A 15,115-nucleotide genomic window follows, 5' to 3' on the forward strand; every position below is an offset into this window, starting at 1 on the left:
TTTCGTATGTGTTGGGTTTGTGTTGGGTTGGCTGAATGTGTGTTGGGTATTGATTTGGGGGGAACGGCGATGACGATGGACCTGGAAAGACGCCTTCAACGCCAGGTGCAAGTGGCCCAGCACCTGAAGGACATGGCAGAACTGATCAACCAGGCGGAGCGCCTGCGACTGGTGGGCGAACTGATGCAGCACTGGGGGGAGCAACGCAGGCAACTGGGATTGGGAGCCAGCCTCGGCAGCCAGATGGGCACGATCATGGAGTGGAAGGGGGCGGCACCTCGCACAGGCTCATCTGGTGCGCGGATTCTGATGGCGGGCGCTGGTCTGGATCACGCTGCCGCCGAAGTCGATGCAGCCGTTGCTGAGCTGGCTCGCGGGGACAAGCGGGCGGCAACGCTCGCCAAGCTGGCCGAGCTGCGTTACATCCACCAGGTCACGGTCAGGGAACAGATGCGCGAGGTCGGGCTTGCAGAAGAGGCCGACCGGACCTACCGGAATTGGGTCAAGGCCCTGCACCTGCGGGTCTTTGCGCAACTGGCCGCTCGCTCTGGTCGCGTTCGGCAACAGACCGTTCGTCGGGTCACTTTGCAACTTGTGTGCAACATTGATGCTACATAGCGACCACATTGTGACGAACCGAAAAATCCCCCTTTTCGGTTTTTCCGGTGACCTGTAAAAAGTCACCACGATGTGAAAAGTGCGCTTAGGCGCTGACCCAACAAGCACTGTGCTGTGCAACCCGCCCCGACCTGTCGGTGCATCGAGAACCCTGCCAACCGGCGGGGTTTTCTTTTTCCGGCGCCGTGCTTTGCCAATGAGGCTTACATGAACAGCGAGCAACAAGCGTTAGCCGAACTGCCGATCTGGATGGTGATCGTGCTGTCCCTGGTCGGCGGTGTGTCGGGAGAGATGTGGCGGGCGGACAAGGCGGGTGCTCGCGGTTGGGGGCTGATTCGCCGGCTGGCTTTGCGGTCTGGTGCCTGTGTCACCTGCGGGCTGTCGACCAACATGCTGCTGTACGCCCTCGGCGTTTCGGTGTGGGCGGCAGCAGCAGTTGGTTGCCTGACCGCGATGGCCGGCGCCGATGTGGCGATCAACCTCTACGAGCGCTGGGCCGCCAAGCGGCTGGGCCTCGGGCAGGTGCCGCAGGCCGGCGAGCCGGGTCAGTGACCCGCCCGGAATCCTGGGTAGGGCCGGGGACCCTGGCGATATGGCCGGGGTACGGGGCAGGAAACCCGCGGCTCTTCGCTAGCGGACAGTTCACCAGCTTAGTGAACTGCGGTGAACTGGTTAACCCCTTGAGTTCATTGGGTGAACTGGACTTTCCGACATGACTTATCTCACCAAATCGGAGTTCGCTGCCCGCCACGGATGGTCGAAATCCTACGTTTCAAAACTCGGCAAACAGGACCGCCTGGTGCTTTGCTCGGACGGCAAGGTCGACGTCGAAGCCACCGAGGCGCTGCTGGCGGAATCGGCCGATCCCAGCAAGGCCGCTGTCGCGGCCCGGCATGAAGAGAATCGAGTCGAGCGGGATGTGCGTAGTCACCTCCAACCTGGCGGCGACACACCTGCGGTGCAGCAACCGGAACTGTCGCCTTCTGGTGGCCCTAACTTTCAGCGGTCGAAGGCTCATCGCGAGTTCTACCTTGCGGGTCTGGCGGAGACCGAGTTCTACAAGGTCCGAGGCAATCTAGTTGAACGGGCCGCAGTCGAAGGCGCTGCGTTCGCAGCGGGGAGGGCACTTCGTGAGCAGTTTTTCGGCTTGGCCCCACAGCTAGCTGGCGAGCTGGTTGGGATGAGCGACTTATGGGAAGTCGAGAGGCACCTCATTGACACTTTCCGTCGGGTCTTCACCGAAGCCGCCAACATGAACAGCGCCGACCTCGAACAGGCCATAGGCCTGAAAAAATTCACTAACCAGAGCTGAGCTTATGCCCACCGGATACGCAGACGGTGCAGAGGTGTACCGCGAAGCGTTTTGCCGAGGGCTTACGCCTGACCCTGATCTTTGGGTCGACGAATGGGCAGATGAGTACATGCGAATCCCGCGTGGTACCGGTGCCGCAGAGCCTGGCAAGTATCGCACCGCGCGTACGCCGTATGCCCGCGAACCTATGCGCTGTCTGTCACCTGCTCACCCGTGCAAGCGGGTGGTAACCAAAATCGCCTCGCAGCTGATGAAGACGCAGATTGCCCTGAACTGGATCGGAGCGCTGATCCACATGGCTCCGGCCAACATCTTGACGCTACTGCCCACCGGGAGCTTGGCCAAGCGGGTGTCTTCACGGATCGGCAAGACTATCGATTCAATCCCGGAGCTGAAAGCGCGGGTGGCGGCGGTCCGGTCAAGGGATTCCCGTAATACGTTGGACACCAAGGAATTCGATGGAGGCGCACTGTTTGCCACTACGGCCGGCTCGGCGGCCAACCTGTCTGAGCTTTCGGCTCGGTATGTGTATGGCGATGAGGTTGATCGATGGGAGGTGGATGTCAACCAGGAAGGTGACCCTATCAAGCTGGCCGAAGCTAGGGGTAGTACGTTTGGGCGTAACGCTAAGTTCTACTTTTCTAGCTCTCCGCTCATTAAGGGCATGTCACGAATTGATGACCTCTACATGATGGGGGATCAGCGGCACTACTACGTGCCTTGCCCGCATTGCGGGCACATGCAGGTGTTGGTCTGGGAGCGACTGTTGTATTCGGCTGATTTCAGCACCACGCATTACCAGTGCGCGGGACCTGAGTGCGATGTGCTCATTGAGGAGCACCACAAGGCAGATATGCTGACCAAAGGTGAGTGGCGCGCTCATGCACAAGGTGATGGCGAGACTGTGAGCTTCCACCTAAGCGCGTTGTATGCCCCTTTAGGTTGGCAATCTTGGGCCACGCTGGCTCGGGAATATGAAGAAGCCAAGCTTGCTCAGAATCGCGGGAATCTGCACCCCATGCAGGTTTTCTACAACACCCGGTTGGCTGAGGTCTGGGATAGCGCAATTGAGCAGACCAAGGCCGAGGTGCTGCAGGCCCGCGCGCTGCAAGAGGACTACGTCCTGGGCACCTTGCCTGTGGGCGCGCTGGCGCTGACGGCCTCCGTTGACGTCCAGGCCAACCGCCTGGAGATGATGGTAATGGCCTGGGGCGCCGGCATGGAGCGCTGGGTGGTCGATCACCAGGTGATCCCTGGCGACCCGGCCGACGAACGTACCTGGGCTTTGCTGGATGACCGCTTGAAGCATCGCTACCGGCACCCTTGTGGGGTGAGCCTCGCGATCCTGGCCACTGGCATTGACTCCGGCGGTCACCATACGCATGAGGTCTACCAGTTCACCCGTGTGCGTCGATGGCGCAACGTGTTCGCGCTCAAGGGTGCGAGCAAGCCGGGTAAGGCTGTGATCGCCCAGCGTCCGTCGCAGGTTGACGTCACCTGGAAAGGCCAGACCGAACGCAATGGTGCCGAGTTGTGGATTGTTGGTACCGACACGGCCAAAGACTGGATCTACAACCGTTACAACTTCGAAAAAGGGCCTGGCGCGTTGCATTTCGCCAAGGACCTACCCGATGAGTTCTTCCAGCAGTGTGTCGCCGAACGCAAGGTCGTCCGGTACGTGAAGGGTCATGAGCGGTTCGAATGGATCAAGAGCAAAGCAGAGCGAAACGAGGCGCTCGACCTCATGGTGTACAACCTGGCCATGGCCTATTTCCTCGGCCTTCACCGCTACGTCGAGCACGACTGGGACAAGCTGCGACAGGCGCTCGCACAGGCAAGCCTCTTCGAGCAAGGCGAACCGCAGACAGCCCGGCCCAGGCCGCTGAGCCGGACACCGACGACCAAGACGAAGACGATACACCGTCAAGGTCTGCACCTCCGCCGGCGCCGGTCAGGCGCAGCGATCCGCCGCCACCCCAGCTGGCCCCTCGGACTGCGCCACAACCCATGCAACGCCGCAGCTCCAGCAGCGGCTACCTGAAGAGACGCTGACATGGCATACACGAAAGCAGACCTCGCCACCGTCGAGCGTGCGATCGCGCGTGGTGAAAAGATCGTTCGGTATTCGGACCGTACCGTCGAGTATCGAACGGTCGACGAGTTGATCAAGGCGCGCGACCTGATCCAGTCCGAACTGGTGAAGGCCGCCGGGCCGCGCTCGCGCGTGACTCGCCTCTACCATGGGGGCAAGGGACTATGAGCGGGCGTTACATGTCCATCGGCCGCTCGGGCATCTTGGTGCCCGAGCGGATCAAGGCCAGCTACGAAGGCGCTGCCGAGGGGCGGCGCTCGTCAGGGTGGGATGCGCCTGATACCGGTGTGAACAGCCTGATCATGCCGGCCTTGCGCAACCTGCGTTCTCGCTCGCGCAGTGCGGTGCGCAATGATCCTTACGCTGCCAACGTCATCGATAAGCGTGTTAGCAACCTGATCGGCACCGGCATTACGCCGCATCCACAGCTCGCCGACAAAGAGGTGCGCAAGGCGATGCAGGTCCTGTGGGAGGACTGGGTAGATGAGGCTGATGCTGATCAGCTCACGGATTTCTACGGCCTGCAGGCCTTGGTGGCCCGAACGGTCGAGCAGTCGGGCGAATGCTTCGTCCGCTTGCGTCCGCGCCGGTTGGAGGATGGCTACGCTGTGCCGCTGCAACTGCAATGCCTGGCTCCGGAGTTCGTCCCGCACGACAAGTTCGAGGTGACCCGCTTCGGCAATGTGATACGCGCAGGGATCGAGTTCAACGGCATGGGGCGGCGGGTGGCGTACTGGTGCTATCGCGTCCACCCCAGCGACAAGTCCTCGCTGAATGTCGGTTACAACCAGTTGGTACGTGTCCCCGCCGAGCAGATGCTGCACGTCTTCGAGCCACTGGAGCCGGGGCAACTGCGCGGTGTGCCGCGCCTCGCGCCCGTCCTGAAGCGCTTGCGCAGCCTGGACAACTTCGATGATGCGGTGTTGTTCCGGCAGGAAGTGGCCAACCTGTTCGCAGGTTTCGTGCGAAAGCCAGCGCCGGACGGTCGACCACAGCTTGATCCTATAACCGGGGCGGCCGTCGACCTCGACCGAGACGGGTTCACCCCAATGGTGGGTTTGGAGCCCGGCACGGTGCAGGAGCTGGGGGCAGGCGAGGAGATCGAATTCTCCGACCCGCCGGACGCCGGCAACAACTACCGCGACTTCATGCGGCAGCAGCTGATGGCTGCTGCCGCCGGTACGGGCTTGCCCTACGAACTGATGACCGGCGACATGCAAGGTGTGAACGACCGGGCGATCCGCGTGGTGCTGAACGAATTCCGGCGCCGGTTGGAGCAGCTCCAGTTCCAGGTCTACGTCCACCAGTTGTGCCGTCCTGTGCGGAAGGCTTGGTTAGACATGGCTGTGCTGGCCGGTGCGCTCGACCTGCCGGCCTACTCGCAGCGGCGTCGCGAATACCAACGAACCCGCTGGGTTCCACAAGGCTGGGCCTACATCCACCCCGTTCAAGACGTCCAGTCCCGGCAGATGGAAATCGCTGCCGGATTCACCACTCGCAGCGAGACCTGCTTGCGCAACGGTACCGATGCCGAAGTGGTGGACGAAGAGAACGCCGCCGATCTCGCCAGGGCGAAGGTCCTAGGTATCAAGTACAGCACTTTGTCGGCGGTCGATGACGATCCCGACGAAAAGGAGAAACCATGACCCCCTTGAAACCCCTCCGTATCTTCAACAAGACGCCCACGCAGCAGCCCGAAAACGAACAGCATTGGTATCGCATCAGCGCTGCCACCAAAGCCGAGGGCGCTACTGACGCTGAGCCAACCCCGATCGAGATCTATATTTATGGCGAGATCGGTGGCTGGGGCATCACCGCCAACCAGTTCCTCCGCGACCTGAAGGCGGTCGATGACGGTGTCTCACCGGTTCAGGTGGCCTTCAATACCAACGGTGGCGACCTGTTCGAGGGCGTGGCCATCCACAACGCTCTGCATCGGCTGGGCGAGCGCTGCACCGCCCGTATCGATGCGTTGGCTGCCAGTGCAGGTAGCGTAGCGGTATGCGGCGCCCACCGGGTGGTGATGGCGTCCAACGCGATCCTAATGATTCACAACCCCTACACCTGGATCGAAGGCGACGCCGAAGAGCTGCGGCGGGTGGCCGATGTGCTCGACCAAGCCTTCGAGGTGATCATTGCGGCTTACAAGGCAAAATCGCCTGACATCGACGAAGTCGAGCTGCGTCGCCTGGTCAACGCTGAAAGCTGGCTTACCGCTGAGGAGGCGCTCGCGCTCGGGCTCGTTAATGAGATCGGCTCCGGCGTGCAAGTCCGCGCTTGTCTGGGCAATGGCGCGGTCATGGCCCGCTATCAGAAAACCCCGCAGGCCTTGCTTGATCAGTTGGCCAGCAAGCCGCCGGCTGAAGACCCTGTAAAGCCGCCCGCGCCCACAAAGCCTGAAGTTGCTGACGCAGCGACGCTGGCGCTCATGATCACTCAGGACTGCGCCAAGGTCGGAATCGGCAACCTGGCTGAAACGCTTATAGCGTCGACCAAGCTGATTGACGCTACCACGGTGCAGGCAGCGCTGAAGAAGGCCAAGGCCGTGCACGATCTTTGTGTCGCGGCGCGGTTGCCCGAGCTCACGAAAGAATACGTCGCTGCCGGCCTGGACGCTGATGCGGTGCGGGCGCGGCTGTTCGAGAAGATTGTCAGCTCCGGTAAGGGCTTCGAGATCAACAACGCCTTGCCGCCGGCCGACGATGAGCAGGAAAAGATCAAGGCGCAACTCCCGAATCCATCCGGTATCTGGGCTGCCCGCCGGCAGGCCGCCAATAAAGGAGCACGACCATGAGTAACATCCGGCAGGAGCCGGTTCACGCCGGTGAGTTCCTGCTTTCTGAGGGAGCAGGAAAGATTTCCCGCGAAGCCATCAACGTCGCAGCTGGTCCTGGCCTGGTCGCTGGCCAAGTGCTTGGTCTGGTAACGGCCAGCAGCGAGTTCACTGCCTACGACCCCGCTGCAGAAGATGGCAGCGAAAAAGCCGTGTGCATTCTCTATGCCTCCCTTGGCGAATCCGACACCGTTCGCCGTGGCCGCGCGGTGGTGCGGCTGGCTGAGGTCAGTGAGGCCCTGCTGACCGGCATTGACGCCGATGCGGAACAGGCATTGGCAGCGCATTTCATCATCCTGCGCTGACGCGACTCTCTCTCATCCCAACCCCGCCCTGAGCGGGGTTCTTACTTTTTGGAGTACCTCATGGCTGAAATTGCCATTTTCCAAGACGACGCTTTCGGCGTTGCAGCCCTGACCGCAGCTATCAACGACCAAGAATATGTGCCAGGACGCCTCGCAGCTCTTGGCCTCTTTCAGGAAGAGGGTGTTGCCACCCTTACCGTGCAGATCGAGAAAGACGGCGACACGCTCGCTCTGGTGCCGGCGGGCGAGCGCGGTACCTCTGGTCTGGTGGTGGGCGGTAGCAAGCGCACGCTGATCCCGTTCAACACCGTTCATCTTCCGCAGCGCTTTGCGATCAAGGCAGACGAGATCCAGGGTATTCGCGCGTTCGGCACGCTGACGGAGCTGCAAGCCGTTCAGGATGTGGTCAACAAGCGTCTGGCCAAGGCGAAACGCCAACTGGATGCCACTCACGAGTTTCATCGGATGGGGGCCATCAACGGTAAGGTGCTCGACGCAGACGGTTCTTCAGTTCTGCTGGATATTTACAAGGTTTTCGGGGTGTCGCAGCAGAAGCAGTCGATGGGGCTGAATGATCCGAATGCCAACATTCAGGTGCAGTGCGTGGACGCCCTGGACATGCAGGAAGACGCGCTCGGCAATGTGACCACTACCGGTGCCCGCGCTTTCTGCGGCAAGACGTTCTGGAAGAAACTTATCGCCCACCCTTCGGTTGTCGATACCTACAAGGGTAGCCAACAGGCCGCATCGCTTCGTGGCGACGGGCGTGAAACGTTCGAGTTCGGTGGTATCAGCTGGGAGCGTTACCGGGGCAAGGTAGCAGGTGTTCCGTTCGTCCCTGACGATGAAGCGCGCCTGGTGCCGGAGGGTGTTTCCGAACTGTTCCTGTCTGTCTACGCGCCGGCAGACTACATGGAAACCGTCAACACCGAGGGCTTGCCGTATTACAGCAAGCTGGAGGAGATGCCTTTCGGTAAGGGTGTTGCGGGTGAGGCTCAGTCCAACCCGTTGCACATCTGCACGCGTCCCCGTGCAGTTATCCGCCTCACCGCCTGATCATGGGCTTCCGCGACCTGATCGACGACGTGGACGAGGCGGTGTTCGATGTCCTGGGAGATCTCGCGCATATCGAAGGTCGTGAGGTTCTCGGGATGTTCTCGGCGCCTTGGTTACAGCCCAAGCTCGGCCAGATCAATACCGGCCTGCGTGAGCCGCACCTGGTCATCCGCGTTGGTGACAACGCGGGTGTCGATACGCGGCAGAGTGTGGTGGTCGATCTGCCGCCTGAGGACGGTGGTGGCAACTACATCATCACGCGCATAGAGCCAAGCGGCGACGGCCTGGTAACGCTCGTTCTGAGGAAAACACCATGAGTGTCGGCAGCTATCACAAGGTGTCAGCCAGTGCAGGGTTGTTGACCCTGCAGATGAGCCCGCAAGACGTCAAAGGCTTTGAGGACTTTGCCAAGCTGGTGCCCAAGGCCATGGCTGCAGCTCAGCGGCGAGCGATTAACAAGACGCTTCGCTGGCTTCGCGGGCAGGTTGCACGCGAGGTGGGGCGGCAAGAGCGAATCGCCATCGCGGCGGTGAGGCAGCGACTCAAAGCCTTCCCGATGGGCAGCAACGGGCAAGGCAAGCTGTGGTTCGGTATCCGTCCAATCGAAGCCAGTCGCGCTGGTCGCCCTAGGCAAACGCGGGCCGGAGTATCGGTGGCGGGTCGTCGGTACCAGGGGGCGTTCTACCGGCAGGTATACGGCGGAAAGCCCGATATCTGGATTCGCACAGCCAGCAAGCACTTCGACGCCGCCGATTATCCGGATAGCGAAGTGTCCGGGGGCGGTGGACGGCGTTCCGGGTGGGTCTCCGAGAACGACAGTCGCTTCCCGCTGGCGAAGGCGAAGATCTCGCTCGATGACGTTCGACCGCACTTCGAAGCCTGGACTAACCGGGCGCACGATCGATTGAAGGTCGTCCTCGAGCAAGAGCTGAACTTTGAACTGCAGAAGTATTTGCGGAGAACAGGCAATGGTTGATGACCCCATACCTCTCGCTGGGATCTACGCGGCGATTGAGCAGCACATCAGTGAGGCAATTCCCGGGCTCGCTTATGTCGGCACTATGCCGGACGGGATCGAGGTGGTGCCGATGCCAGCGGTAGTGCTGGAGTTGGCTGGCCTTGAGAGTGCGGACAAAGATCCTGGTACAGGTGAAACTGCCGTCGATGCTCGTTTCGAGGCCCGTGTGATCGTTGGTGTAGAGGTGCCCAACTGCTTGCATGTGGTCGCTTTCGCTGCGGCCCAGTTGGCGGTCCTGTTGCGGATGCAGTCCTGGGGCTTGGCGGTTGAGTTTGCCCAGTTTGTGCGGGCAGAGCGGGACTGGAGCCGGCCCGAGCTGGATAGTTACGCGGTTTGGGTGGTTGAGTGGACCCAGGTGATCTATCTGGGAGAGGAAGAGTGGCCGTGGCCCCGAGAGCCCGGCCCGCTGGTGGTCGCCTTTGATCCTGACGCTGGTCAGGGCAACGAGCATCACTACCAATCACCTGAGGCCCTGGAGTGAGTTACGCGAGCGCCGAGCACGACCGTATGTTGGCCGGCGTCATGATCAAGGGCTATGTCGTGGCGGTCGACCTGGACGCGGGCAAGCTGCGCATGTCGGACGGTACCGGCTGGAGCAGTGCCTGGGTGCGTTGGCACTCGTTGGCTGCCGGCAAGGCGCGACACTGGCGAGCACCGAGCCTGGGAGAGCAGGGCGCGTTGGTCAGCCCTAGCGGCGACCCTGCTCAGGGTACATTCATTCCCGGCCTGTACGGCAATGCCGGCGAGCGCCCGGACAACCGCGACCATGTCGAGGTGTGGCGTTTCGATGATGGCGGCTCCCTGGTCTACGACTGGGAGGCCAATAGCTACACCATCAAGCTCCCCACCGGCACGGTCAACATCGAGGTCGGCAGCAGTAAGGCGGTGGTCACCGACGACGCGATAACGGCCAAGTCGACAGCGATCAGCGCCGAGGCCGAGAGCATCACGGCTAAGGCCGCCATGATCACCCTGCAGGGTTCCGTGCAGATCGACGGACCGTTACGCGTAACGGGCGACATTCTTGGCCTCGGAAAAATCATCGACACCGGCGGCAACACAGCCAACCACAAACACTGACAGCCCGCTCTCGCGGGCTTTGTCTTTTCTGGAGCATCACTTTATGGCAGTCAAGAAATCCGCTGCGGATGACGCGGCAACGGATGCGGTCGAACCCGCAGTTGTACCTGGTTCGAGCTCCGACCTCATTGTGTTGCAGGCCGCGACGCGTGGCGTGACCTACGCCGACAGTGCCTACACCTCGCGCTCGCTGTTCCTGCAGGCCGGCGACGAGCTGCGCGAGTTCAAGGTGCTGGCCGGCCGCGTGACCATCCCGTCCGACGACACCGAGGCGCTGGCGTTCCTGGGTGGCCACGCCGACCTGCAGCGCCTGGGCGGTTAACCATGATTGGCGTGGACCGGCGAACCGGCCAGCCACTTTCGGGCCTCGATCACCTGAAACAGTCGATTGAGGACATTTTAACCACCCCATTGGGTAGCCGTCGCATGCGGCCGGATTACGGCAGCAACCTGCGCCGCTTTGTCGACCTGCCGGTTAATGAGGGCTGGAAAAGCGCGGTGCAGGCCGAAGTGGCCCGCGCCTTGGGCCGCTGGGAGCCGCGCATGCAGCTGGAGCGCGTCAAGGTGGTTTCTGTGCTCGAGGGCCAGATTGGCCTGGAGCTGACAGGCCAGTACCTGGGCAACTCGGCTGTCGTGGAGGTAAGCGCATGATCGACCTTTCTTTGCTCCCACCGCCCGATGTGGTGGAAACCCTGGAGTTTGAGACGCTGTATCAGGAAGTGGTGGGGATTTTTCGCAGCCACATGGGCGACCAGTGGACGGCGCTGTTGGAGTCCGAACCGGTCGTCAAACTGATGGAGGTCATGGCCTACCGCGAGCTGCTGATGCGCGCGCGGGTCAACGCGGCCGCCAAGGCCAGCTTGCTGGCCTATGCCAAGCGTGGTGACCTGGACAACCGCGCCGCCGACTACGGCGTGCAACGCCTGACCATTCGCGCGGCTGATCCTGACGCGGTGCCACCTGTGGCGGCCGTGATGGAGGATGACGAGGCGTTGCGCTATCGCACGCGGCTGTCGCTTGAGGCGCTGTCCGTTGCCGGCAGTCGCGGTGCGTATGAGTACCACGGCCTGACCGCCTCGGCCGAGCTGGCCAACGTATCGGTCGATTCGCCCCGGTTTTCCGGGGTGGCGCTCGACGCCGCGGTTAAAGCGCTACTGCCGGCCGGGGCCATTGTGGTGGCCTGCGACTACGACGCGGGCTTGACCAATCCGATGCCCGGCGACGTGTCGCTGGCCATCCTGCCAAGGACGGAAAGCACCACACTGCCGGCGCAACTGGTGGCCACGGTGCAGGCGGCGCTGTCGGCCGAGAGCGTGCGGCCGGTCACTGACCGCCCGCGCGTGCAGACGGGGGCGCCGACCGACTTCAAAGTGCAGGCTGTGTTGCACGTTGAGGCGGGGCCAGATCCGGCGGTGGTCAAGGCATCTGCCCGGAAGGGCCTGGATGCAGCCATTGCCGAAGCCCGGCGGCTGGAAGGGCAGTTGCCGCTGTCGGCCATCTATGCGGCGTTACACGTAACGGGTATTAGCCAGGTTGACCTGGTGTACCCGGCTGCAGGGATCGTGTGTGACAAGCGGCATTACCCCAACTGCACATCAGTCGCGCTGACCACGCAGGTGGCAACGTGAGCCTGTTGCCGCACAACGCCACGTTGCTGGAGCGCGCACTGGAGCGGGCCAGCGAGCAGGACATTGACCCGGAAATCATCCGGGGCGTGGCCGACTCGACGCGTTGCCCGCCGGACTTCCTGCCGTGGCTGGGTTGGGCCTGGAAGGTCGAGGGCTGGGAGGCGGCCAACACCAACGCCCAGCGCCGCGAGCTGGTCCGCGAGGCGATCCCGGTGCACAAGACCAAGGGCACCGTCGGCGCGATCCGGCGGGTGCTGAAGGCGGTGCGCGTCAACGCGGATTTCAAGGAATGGCACCAGATCCCGAACGCGGCCCCGTACACGTTTCAGGTCACGGCCTGGGCGAACGAGAACCGCGAGGGGGAGGGCTCGATTATCTCGCCGCAGCTGGGGGAGCGCTTGCGCGCGTTGGTCGACGCGGCAAAGAACGAGCGCAGCCACTACGAGTTTCGCCTGGGCGCGCGCTTTGACGGCGGCTTGCTGTTTGCCAATGCCACCCGAGGGCGCGGCCTGCAGCGCCTGACTGTGAATGCCCAGGCGGTGCAGATCGATGTGGCCGTGCAGGGTCTGCAGCTGGCCAATGCCACCCAGTCGCTCGGCGTGTCTCGGCGCTCTGTCGAGGCGCTGGGCGTTCCGATCAACGCTGAATCGGGCTTTGCGGTCGCCAGCGCGACCCGTGCCCTAGTCGTCGTGCGTACCACGATGGAGGCTGTTCTATGAGTACCCCGTTACAACCTGTGATCACCAAGGCGGGGCTGGCGGCGATCCTGCGGGCCGATAACACCGGCATCGCGGCGCAGATCACCCATATTGCCTTGGGCACCTCGGGCTACACGCCGTCGGCCGACCAGAAAAGCCTGGTTGCGCAAACGGCCAAGTATCCGATTGCAGGCGGCGAGCGCCTGAGCAGCACCTTGCTGCACCTGACCGCCCTGGCCGATGGCGACCGCGCTTTTTGGGTGCGGGAAATCGGCTTTCTGCTGAGCGACGGCACCCTGTTGGCGGTGTGGTCCGATTCATCCACGCCACTGGCCTACAAGTCGGCGGATACCGACTTGCTGTTGGCCTACGACCTGTCGCTGGCGGCTCTGCCGGCGGACAGCGTGACGATCATCAGCAATGAGGCTGGGTTGAGCCTGAGCCTGGCCGGGCCGCTGGCTGCGCAGGCGCAGGCATTGATTGCCGAGCAGTTGCGCGGTCTGCAGCGACAGGACCAGATCGACCAGCAAGGCAAGTGGCAGCGTGTAGCGGGTGAGCAGATTTCCAATTTGCTGGCTCGCATGCTGGAGGTGGAGCGCCGGCAGGATGCCGACCGCGAAGGCCTGGCAGGCGCTGCCGTCAGTACCGCCTCAACGCTGGTAGCCGAGCAGTTGCGCGGCCTGCAGCGGCAGGATCAGCTGGACGCGCTGGCCGAGGATTCACGCCGGGCCGGTGCGGTACTCAGTAATCACGCGCAACGCTTACTGGCCGCAGAGCAGCGTCAAAGCGCTGACCGCGAGGGCCTATTGAGCGTGTCAGTCAGCAACGCAGCGGCGGTCATCGCGCTGCAAACATTAGTAGTCCAAACCATTTACGGAGCGTAAAGCCATGAGTCTAGAGAGTGATGTTGCCAACCTGGTAACAAAAACCGAGTCGCTTATCAGCTACTTCCAAACGCGCAAAGCCGGCATTGATGCGTCTGTGGCTGCAGCAATTGCCGCTGTTCCTGCCAACTACAAGAACTTCTACGTTAACCCCGTTACCGGTGTGGACACGAACGAAGGAAACGCCGCTGCGCCGTTGAAAACTATAGACAAGGCGATCAGCAACACGCCGTATGGCGGCACGGTTGTGATTTACCTGCAGGCCGACTACACCATGCCGGCGAATATCACCGTCGACAGCCGATTTATCCATTTCCGCTCTGATGTTTCGGGCGTGAAACGGAAGTTGAATTGCACCTACTTCCAGACCAACGACAACTCGGTCACCTACATGTCGGGCATGGTGTTGTTTAACGGCGCCCAGGTCATGGCGAGCGATATCACCTTCGTGTTCCCGTCTCCCGCTGGGCAAAACCCGGTGCCTATCGGGTTCACCAACTCGTTCTTCAAGACCAACTCCAACGCGGGCAACGTCCTCGCGCCTATCAAGCTCAGTTCTTGCGAGGTTCAGGCCCCAGCAGACTGGCAAGGCTGGCTGGTCGGCTCGCCTAACAGCGCGGTGATTTTCGAAGTGTTGGGCGTAACGTTCCCGGCCGGGTTCTCGGGCCGCTATATCTACGGGGCCACGGCCGGCGCTAACCCCAACACCATGAGCAACTTGCTCACCAACCTGACCACTCTGTGAGGAAAGCATGAACAAGCAAAACATTACTGTGATTTTCGGCGGCCTCTCTTACGTTGGTTTCAACTATGAAGACCTGCCGCTGGGTGCTGCCTTGCTGGTGGCGGCCGAGCAGATCGACCAAGCCGCCGATTTGGCCCGTCGTACAGTCCTGGGCGACTCGTTGCGCGCGCTGGAGTATCAAATCACCGCCGACGAAGCCAAGGCCTTTGCGGCGGCGAAATACGAGGGCGAGGTGCCGCCGACGGTGCAAGCTTGGATGGATGCCGCCGACATGGAGGCCCAGGCGGCGACTGACAACATTCTGGCCGAGGCTGCAGCTTGGAAAGGCGCACTGTACAAGATCCGCGCGGCGCGCTTGAAGGGTAAGCAGGAGGTGCTCAAGCGTACCTCGCTGGAGGGGGCAGAGGCCGTGGCCGACGAGGCGATTGCCGAAATCAAGGCCAGCATTCATGGCGTCGGCAACGCCGCCTAATCCCGTTTCACCCAACCCCAAGGGCCGCTAAGCGGCTTTTTTTGTGCCTGGAGGGCACGCATGAACCGAACCCACCTTGAGCACGTCCTGGCAGCGCTGCTGATCATGGGCGCCCTGTGGGGCGTCCTGGCCCTGCTGGGCGTGCCCGCTGGCCACTGGGCCGGCGCCGCTGCCGGCATCTTCTTTTTCGCCGGCCGCGAGTACACCCAAGGCGAGCGCAACCTGGCGCACGTCGAGTCGGTGCACCTGGCCAACCTGCGCTGGTACGACGGCCTACGCATCTGGCGATGGACCGTAGACGGCCGTCTCGACTTTTTCTGCCCGCTGGTGGCCTGCCTGATCGTGGCGCTGCTGGTCCAGCTGCAGCGCTGACA

20 protein-coding genes and 1 pseudogene are annotated in these 15,115 nt (G+C 62.3%); all 21 read left to right on the top strand.

Features of this window, described 5'->3' with window-relative positions:
* Positions 1-69: 69 nt before the first annotated feature.
* The 21 genes and pseudogenes from AC5O5R_RS05760 to AC5O5R_RS05860 all read left to right on the top strand — a co-directional run bounded on the left by AC5O5R_RS05760 (position 70) and on the right by AC5O5R_RS05860 (position 15,113).
* On the top strand, positions 70-618 hold the full coding sequence (locus tag AC5O5R_RS05760; protein ID WP_494515060.1) for a hypothetical protein: 549 nt from the start codon (positions 70-72) through the stop codon (positions 616-618).
* A gap of 207 nt (positions 619-825) precedes the next feature.
* Positions 826-1,170, top strand: a complete 345-nt coding sequence (locus AC5O5R_RS05765) for a phage holin family protein (protein ID WP_494515061.1) — start codon at positions 826-828, stop codon at positions 1,168-1,170.
* 160 nt (positions 1,171-1,330) lie between these two features.
* Positions 1,331-1,930, top strand: coding sequence for a terminase small subunit (locus AC5O5R_RS05770; RefSeq protein ID WP_494515062.1), 600 nt, complete (start codon positions 1,331-1,333; stop codon positions 1,928-1,930).
* Between the two features lie 4 nt (positions 1,931-1,934).
* Positions 1,935-3,982, top strand: a pseudogene (locus tag AC5O5R_RS05775) (phage terminase large subunit family protein).
* A 1-nt stretch (position 3,983) separates the two neighbouring features.
* Positions 3,984-4,190, top strand: a complete 207-nt coding sequence (locus tag AC5O5R_RS05780) for a phage head-tail joining protein (protein ID WP_056806607.1) — start codon at positions 3,984-3,986, stop codon at positions 4,188-4,190.
* Complete coding sequence (locus tag AC5O5R_RS05785; RefSeq protein WP_494515063.1) at positions 4,187-5,668, top strand: phage portal protein; 1,482 nt, start codon at positions 4,187-4,189, stop codon at positions 5,666-5,668. Before AC5O5R_RS05780 ends, AC5O5R_RS05785 begins: the two co-directional genes overlap by 4 nt.
* Entirely contained in the window at positions 5,665-6,816 is a 1,152-nt protein-coding gene (locus AC5O5R_RS05790; RefSeq protein ID WP_494515064.1) for a head maturation protease, ClpP-related, read from the top strand. Before AC5O5R_RS05785 ends, AC5O5R_RS05790 begins: the two co-directional genes overlap by 4 nt.
* A complete protein-coding gene (locus tag AC5O5R_RS05795; protein WP_494515065.1) occupies positions 6,813-7,160 on the top strand; it encodes a head decoration protein in 348 nt (115 codons plus the stop codon). Before AC5O5R_RS05790 ends, AC5O5R_RS05795 begins: the two co-directional genes overlap by 4 nt.
* Before the next feature lie 60 nt (positions 7,161-7,220).
* Positions 7,221-8,216, top strand: coding sequence for a major capsid protein (locus AC5O5R_RS05800; protein WP_119369070.1), 996 nt, complete (start codon positions 7,221-7,223; stop codon positions 8,214-8,216).
* 2 nt (positions 8,217-8,218) lie between these two features.
* Positions 8,219-8,533 (top strand): head-tail joining protein, encoded by a 315-nt coding sequence (locus AC5O5R_RS05805; RefSeq protein WP_494515066.1) that lies wholly within the window; start codon positions 8,219-8,221, stop codon positions 8,531-8,533.
* Positions 8,530-9,192 (top strand): hypothetical protein, encoded by a 663-nt coding sequence (locus AC5O5R_RS05810; RefSeq protein WP_494515067.1) that lies wholly within the window; start codon positions 8,530-8,532, stop codon positions 9,190-9,192. Before AC5O5R_RS05805 ends, AC5O5R_RS05810 begins: the two co-directional genes overlap by 4 nt.
* Positions 9,185-9,715 carry a hypothetical protein gene (locus tag AC5O5R_RS05815; protein WP_494515068.1) on the top strand — a complete coding sequence of 177 codons (531 nt, stop codon included), beginning with the start codon at positions 9,185-9,187 and terminating at the stop codon, positions 9,713-9,715. The genes AC5O5R_RS05810 and AC5O5R_RS05815 overlap by 8 nt, the downstream gene beginning before the upstream one ends.
* Positions 9,712-10,314, top strand: coding sequence for a phage baseplate assembly protein V (locus tag AC5O5R_RS05820; protein ID WP_494515069.1), 603 nt, complete (start codon positions 9,712-9,714; stop codon positions 10,312-10,314). Before AC5O5R_RS05815 ends, AC5O5R_RS05820 begins: the two co-directional genes overlap by 4 nt.
* A 43-nt stretch (positions 10,315-10,357) precedes the next feature.
* Complete coding sequence (locus AC5O5R_RS05825; RefSeq protein WP_494515070.1) at positions 10,358-10,636, top strand: hypothetical protein; 279 nt, start codon at positions 10,358-10,360, stop codon at positions 10,634-10,636.
* Positions 10,637-10,638: 2 nt separating this feature from the next.
* Positions 10,639-10,965, top strand: coding sequence for a GPW/gp25 family protein (locus AC5O5R_RS05830; protein ID WP_494515071.1), 327 nt, complete (start codon positions 10,639-10,641; stop codon positions 10,963-10,965).
* The gene (locus tag AC5O5R_RS05835; protein ID WP_494515072.1) at positions 10,962-11,942 is read left to right on the top strand and encodes a baseplate assembly protein; all 981 of its coding nucleotides are present in this window, start codon (positions 10,962-10,964) and stop codon (positions 11,940-11,942) included. Before AC5O5R_RS05830 ends, AC5O5R_RS05835 begins: the two co-directional genes overlap by 4 nt.
* Positions 11,939-12,661, top strand: a complete 723-nt coding sequence (locus AC5O5R_RS05840; RefSeq protein ID WP_494515073.1) for a phage tail protein I — start codon at positions 11,939-11,941, stop codon at positions 12,659-12,661. Before AC5O5R_RS05835 ends, AC5O5R_RS05840 begins: the two co-directional genes overlap by 4 nt.
* Entirely contained in the window at positions 12,658-13,524 is an 867-nt protein-coding gene (locus AC5O5R_RS05845; protein WP_494515074.1) for a phage tail-collar fiber domain-containing protein, read from the top strand. Before AC5O5R_RS05840 ends, AC5O5R_RS05845 begins: the two co-directional genes overlap by 4 nt.
* 4 nt (positions 13,525-13,528) lie before the next feature.
* Complete coding sequence (locus AC5O5R_RS05850) at positions 13,529-14,269, top strand: hypothetical protein (RefSeq protein WP_494515075.1); 741 nt, start codon at positions 13,529-13,531, stop codon at positions 14,267-14,269.
* Positions 14,270-14,276: 7 nt separating this feature from the next.
* Positions 14,277-14,741 (top strand): hypothetical protein, encoded by a 465-nt coding sequence (locus tag AC5O5R_RS05855; protein ID WP_494515076.1) that lies wholly within the window; start codon positions 14,277-14,279, stop codon positions 14,739-14,741.
* Between the two features lie 60 nt (positions 14,742-14,801).
* Complete coding sequence (locus AC5O5R_RS05860) at positions 14,802-15,113, top strand: hypothetical protein (protein ID WP_494515077.1); 312 nt, start codon at positions 14,802-14,804, stop codon at positions 15,111-15,113.
* Positions 15,114-15,115 lie beyond the last annotated feature (2 nt).

It is taken from the genome of Pseudomonas sp. 8_5_2 (assembly GCF_059295255.1).